This window comes from Microbacterium hydrocarbonoxydans, assembly GCF_011752045.1.
Classification (GTDB): domain Bacteria; phylum Actinomycetota; class Actinomycetes; order Actinomycetales; family Microbacteriaceae; genus Microbacterium.
The window spans coordinates 1-5,527 of record NZ_JAAKXW010000008.1 but is presented as its reverse complement, the minus strand read 5'-3'; the positions used below and the strand labels follow the sequence as shown (position 1 = coordinate 5,527).

The window sequence follows — 5,527 nt, the reverse complement described above, 5'->3', positions numbered from 1 at the left end:
TGTCTAAAAGGAGTCCGGCGGTGTCCTACTCTCCCACAGGGTCCCCCCTGCAGTACCATCGGCGCTGTGAGGCTTAGCTTCCGGGTTCGGAATGTAACCGGGCGTTTCCCTCACGCTATGGCCGCCGAAACACTATTGATGTTTCAATCAAACACATAACAAGTCATTGTTGTTATGCGGTTCTCGACCGTACATCGAGAACCACTCAGTGGACGCAAGCACCAACAAATCGGTGTGTTATCAAGTCATCGGCTTATTAGTACCAGTCAGCTGCACACGTTACCGTGCTTCCACATCTGGCCTATCAACCCAGTAGTCTGGCTGGGAGCCTCTCACCCGAAGGTATGGAAGTCTCATCTTGAGGCCGGCTTCCCGCTTAGATGCTTTCAGCGGTTATCCATCCCGAACGTAGCTAATCAGCGGTGCTCCTGGCGGAACAACTGACACACCAGAGGTTCGTCCAACCCGGTCCTCTCGTACTAGGGTCAGATCCTCTCAAACTTCCTACGCGCGCAGCGGATAGGGACCGAACTGTCTCACGACGTTCTAAACCCAGCTCGCGTACCGCTTTAATGGGCGAACAGCCCAACCCTTGGGACCTACTCCAGCCCCAGGATGCGACGAGCCGACATCGAGGTGCCAAACCATGCCGTCGATATGGACTCTTGGGCAAGATCAGCCTGTTATCCCCGAGGTACCTTTTATCCGTTGAGCGACAGCGCTTCCACAAGCCACTGCCGGATCACTAGTCCCGACTTTCGTCCCTGCTCGACCTGTCAGTCTCACAGTCAAGCTCCCTTGTGCACTTACACTCGACACCTGATTGCCAACCAGGTTGAGGGAACCTTTGGGCGCCTCCGTTACTTTTTGGGAGGCAACCGCCCCAGTTAAACTACCCACCAGGCACTGTCCCTGAACCGGATTACGGTTCGAAGTTAGATATCCAGAGTGACCAGAGTGGTATTTCAACAATGACTCCACAAGAACTGGCGTCCCTGCTTCAAAGTCTCCCACCTATCCTACACAAGCCACACCGAACACCAATACCAAGCTGTAGTAAAGGTCACGGGGTCTTTCCGTCCTGCTGCGCGTAACGAGCATCTTTACTCGTAATGCAATTTCGCCGAGTTCGCGGTTGAGACAGTTGGGAAGTCGTTACGCCATTCGTGCAGGTCGGAACTTACCCGACAAGGAATTTCGCTACCTTAGGATGGTTATAGTTACCACCGCCGTTTACTGGGGCTTAAATTCTCAGCTTCGCCTTGCGGCTAACCGGTCCTCTTAACCTTCCAGCACCGGGCAGGCGTCAGTCCGTATACATCGTCTTGCGACTTGGCACGGACCTGTGTTTTTAGTAAACAGTCGCTACCCACTAGTCTCTGCGGCCTCCAAACGCTTTCGGAGCAAGTCCTAATACGTCGAAGGCCCCCCTTCTCCCGAAGTTACGGGGGCATTTTGCCGAGTTCCTTAACCACGATTCTCTCGATCTCCTTGGTATTCTCTACCTGACCACCTGAGTCGGTTTGGGGTACGGGCGGCTAGAACCTCGCGTCGATGCTTTTCTCGGCAGCATAGGATCACCCACTTTTCATCCGCATCGTGTCTCAGCCTGTATGAGTCGCGGATTTGCCTACGACTCGGCCTACGCACTTGCACCAGGACAACCATCGCCTGGCTTGGGCTACCTTCCTGCGTCACACCTGTTAATACGCTAGCCGCACCAGCATGGGGTCACGTGCTCCCCTGAACGGTGCCACCCGAAGGTGACGATGCTCAGGCTCGGACGTTTAGCACCACTGGATTGACTGGGGCGGTTCTTCGCCGGTACGGGAATATCAACCCGTTGTCCATCGACTACGCCTGTCGGCCTCGCCTTAGGTCCCGACTTACCCAGGGAAGATTAGCTTGACCCTGGAACCCTTGGTCTTTCGGAGGACGTGTTTCTCACACGTCTTTCGCTACTCATGCCTGCATTCTCACTCGTGTGGCGTCCACGGCTGGGTTACCCCGCCGCTTCACTCGCCACACGACGCTCTCCTACCCATCAACACGGCTGGACCACGAAGGCCTACCAATAATGTCAATGCCACAACTTCGGTGGCGTGCTTGAGCCCCGTTACATTGTCGGCGCGGAATCACTTGACCAGTGAGCTATTACGCACTCTTTCAAGGGTGGCTGCTTCTAAGCCAACCTCCTGGTTGTCAGAGCAACTCCACATCCTTTCCCACTTAGCACGCGCTTTGGGACCTTAGTTGGTGGTCTGGGTTGTTTCCCTCTCGACTATGAAGCTTATCCCCCACAGTCTCACTGCTGCGCTCTCACTTACCGGCATTCGGAGTTTGGCTGACGTCAGTAACCTTGTAGGGCCCATCGGCCATCCAGTAGCTCTACCTCCGGCAAGAAACACGCAACGCTGCACCTAAATGCATTTCGGAGAGAACCAGCTATCACGAAGTTTGATTGGCCTTTCACCCCTATCCACAGCTCATCCCCTCAGTTTTCAACCTAAGTGGGTTCGGCCCTCCACGACGTCTTACCGTCGCTTCAGCCTGGCCATGGATAGATCACTTCGCTTCGGGTCTAGGACATGCGACTGAATCGCCCTATTCAGACTCGCTTTCGCTACGGCTACCCCACACGGGTTAACCTCGCCACATATCGCTAACTCGCAGGCTCATTCTTCAAAAGGCACGCTGTCACACCTACCAGGGGTGCTCCAACGGTTTGTAAGCAAACGGTTTCAGGTACTATTTCACTCCCCTCCCGGGGTACTTTTCACCTTTCCCTCACGGTACTTGTCCGCTATCGGTCATCTGGGAGTATTTAGGCTTATCAGGTGGTCCTGACAGATTCACACGGGATTTCACGGGCCCCGTGCTACTTGGGATACTCTTCGCGCCACGGTTGGCATTTCGACTACGGGGTTGGCACCCTCTATGACCGGCCTTTCAAGACCGTTCGTCTATACCATCGTGTAACGCCGTCGTCTCGGCAGAAACGACTGAAAAGTCCCACAACCCCCAACGTGCAACGCCTGCCGGCTCTCACACACGCTAGGTTTAGCCTGATCCGGTTTCGCTCGCCACTACTAACGGAATCGCGGTTGCTTTCTCTTCCTGTGGGTACTGAGATGTTTCACTTCCCCACGTTCCCTCTACCCGCCCTATATATTCAGGCGGGAGTCACTGGGTCGGCACGCCGCCCAGCGGGGTTTCCCCATTCGGACACCCTCGGATCAAAACTTGCTTATCAGTTCCCCGAGGCTTATCGCAGATTGCTACGTCCTTCTTCGGCTCCAGATGCCAAGGCATCCACCGTTTGCTCTTAAAGACTTGAAATCACATGAGTTGAATCAAAACTCGACCCGGCCCGAAGACCGGATCAGAAATTGACTAATGATCTTTAAGATCATCTTGCGCAACCAGCCGAAGCCGGTTGCAAGATGCTCGCGTCCACTGTGTAGTTCTCAAAGTACGGGCGGTACCCCTCATCCCCTCCCACCAGGGAGACGACGAAAGGCCCAGAGGTACAGACCAGATCCCGAAAGATCCGCATCCGGTCCCTCAGGACCCAACAGCGTGCAGGCACCGAAACCCTTCACCCAGACGTTCCTGCAGCAAGCTGCGTACTGATCCGAGATCGACTCTCGATGCCATGTCAAATGTTCCACCCATGAGCTCCCAGCGAACCACGTTCGGGCTCGATCTGGGTTCTGGACACCCGAAGGTGTCAGATGCTCCTTAGAAAGGAGGTGATCCAGCCGCACCTTCCGGTACGGCTACCTTGTTACGACTTAGTCCTAATTACCGATCCCACCTTCGACGGCTCCCTCCACAAGGGTTAGGCCACCGGCTTCAGGTGTTACCGACTTTCATGACTTGACGGGCGGTGTGTACAAGACCCGGGAACGTATTCACCGCAGCGTTGCTGATCTGCGATTACTAGCGACTCCGACTTCATGAGGTCGAGTTGCAGACCTCAATCCGAACTGGGACCGGCTTTTTGGGATTCGCTCCACCTCACGGTATTGCAGCCCTTTGTACCGGCCATTGTAGCATGCGTGAAGCCCAAGACATAAGGGGCATGATGATTTGACGTCATCCCCACCTTCCTCCGAGTTGACCCCGGCAGTATCCCATGAGTTCCCACCATTACGTGCTGGCAACATAGAACGAGGGTTGCGCTCGTTGCGGGACTTAACCCAACATCTCACGACACGAGCTGACGACAACCATGCACCACCTGTTTACGAGTGTCCAAAGAGTTGACCATTTCTGGCCCGTTCTCGTATATGTCAAGCCTTGGTAAGGTTCTTCGCGTTGCATCGAATTAATCCGCATGCTCCGCCGCTTGTGCGGGTCCCCGTCAATTCCTTTGAGTTTTAGCCTTGCGGCCGTACTCCCCAGGCGGGGAACTTAATGCGTTAGCTGCGTCACGGAATCCGTGGAATGGACCCCACAACTAGTTCCCAACGTTTACGGGGTGGACTACCAGGGTATCTAAGCCTGTTTGCTCCCCACCCTTTCGCTCCTCAGCGTCAGTTACGGCCCAGAGATCTGCCTTCGCCATCGGTGTTCCTCCTGATATCTGCGCATTCCACCGCTACACCAGGAATTCCAATCTCCCCTACCGCACTCTAGTCTGCCCGTACCCACTGCAGGCCCGAGGTTGAGCCTCGGGATTTCACAGCAGACGCGACAAACCGCCTACGAGCTCTTTACGCCCAATAATTCCGGATAACGCTTGCGCCCTACGTATTACCGCGGCTGCTGGCACGTAGTTAGCCGGCGCTTTTTCTGCAGGTACCGTCACTTTCGCTTCTTCCCTGCTAAAAGAGGTTTACAACCCGAAGGCCGTCATCCCTCACGCGGCGTTGCTGCATCAGGCTTTCGCCCATTGTGCAATATTCCCCACTGCTGCCTCCCGTAGGAGTCTGGGCCGTGTCTCAGTCCCAGTGTGGCCGGTCACCCTCTCAGGCCGGCTACCCGTCGACGCCTTGGTGAGCCATTACCTCACCAACAAGCTGATAGGCCGCGAGCCCATCCCCAACCGAAAAATCTTTCCAACCACTGAAGATGCCTTCGCGGTTCGTATCCAGTATTAGACGCCGTTTCCAGCGCTTATCCCAGAGTCAGGGGCAGGTTGCTCACGTGTTACTCACCCGTTCGCCACTGATCCCACAGAGCAAGCTCCGTGTTCACCGTTCGACTTGCATGTGTTAAGCACGCCGCCAGCGTTCATCCTGAGCCAGGATCAAACTCTCCGTAAAAAAGAAATGCATACCCCATCGGGAAAACGATGAAGCAGCGAGTTTGATGCTGACCAAAGAGATAAATCATTGCTGACTATCCGTTGCCACTCCCCAAAAGGAATGGTCTTTGATCCAAAGGAATTCTCAACCAGCCGAAGCTGGACGAGGATAATTTGGCATTTGACAAGTGCACGCTGTTGAGTTCTCAAGGATCGGATGCTCCCACGACCCAGCCATCACAACCAGGCCCGCAGGGCAACTTCTCTATCTTACCC

The 5,527-nt window shown here is 55.0% G+C and carries 3 rRNA genes; all 3 read right to left on the bottom strand.

Going from position 1 to position 5,527, the window contains the following annotated elements:
• Positions 1-12 precede the first annotated feature (12 nt).
• The 3 genes from rrf to G6G98_RS17020 all read right to left on the bottom strand — a co-directional run bounded on the left by rrf (position 13) and on the right by G6G98_RS17020 (position 5,270).
• Positions 13-129, bottom strand: a 5S ribosomal RNA gene (rrf, locus tag G6G98_RS17030).
• Between the two features lie 107 nt (positions 130-236).
• Positions 237-3,339 (bottom strand): 23S ribosomal RNA (locus G6G98_RS17025).
• Between the two features lie 406 nt (positions 3,340-3,745).
• Positions 3,746-5,270 (bottom strand): 16S ribosomal RNA (locus tag G6G98_RS17020).
• Together the 16S, 23S and 5S rRNA genes form the textbook arrangement of a ribosomal RNA operon.
• Between the last annotated feature and the right edge of the window lie 257 nt (positions 5,271-5,527).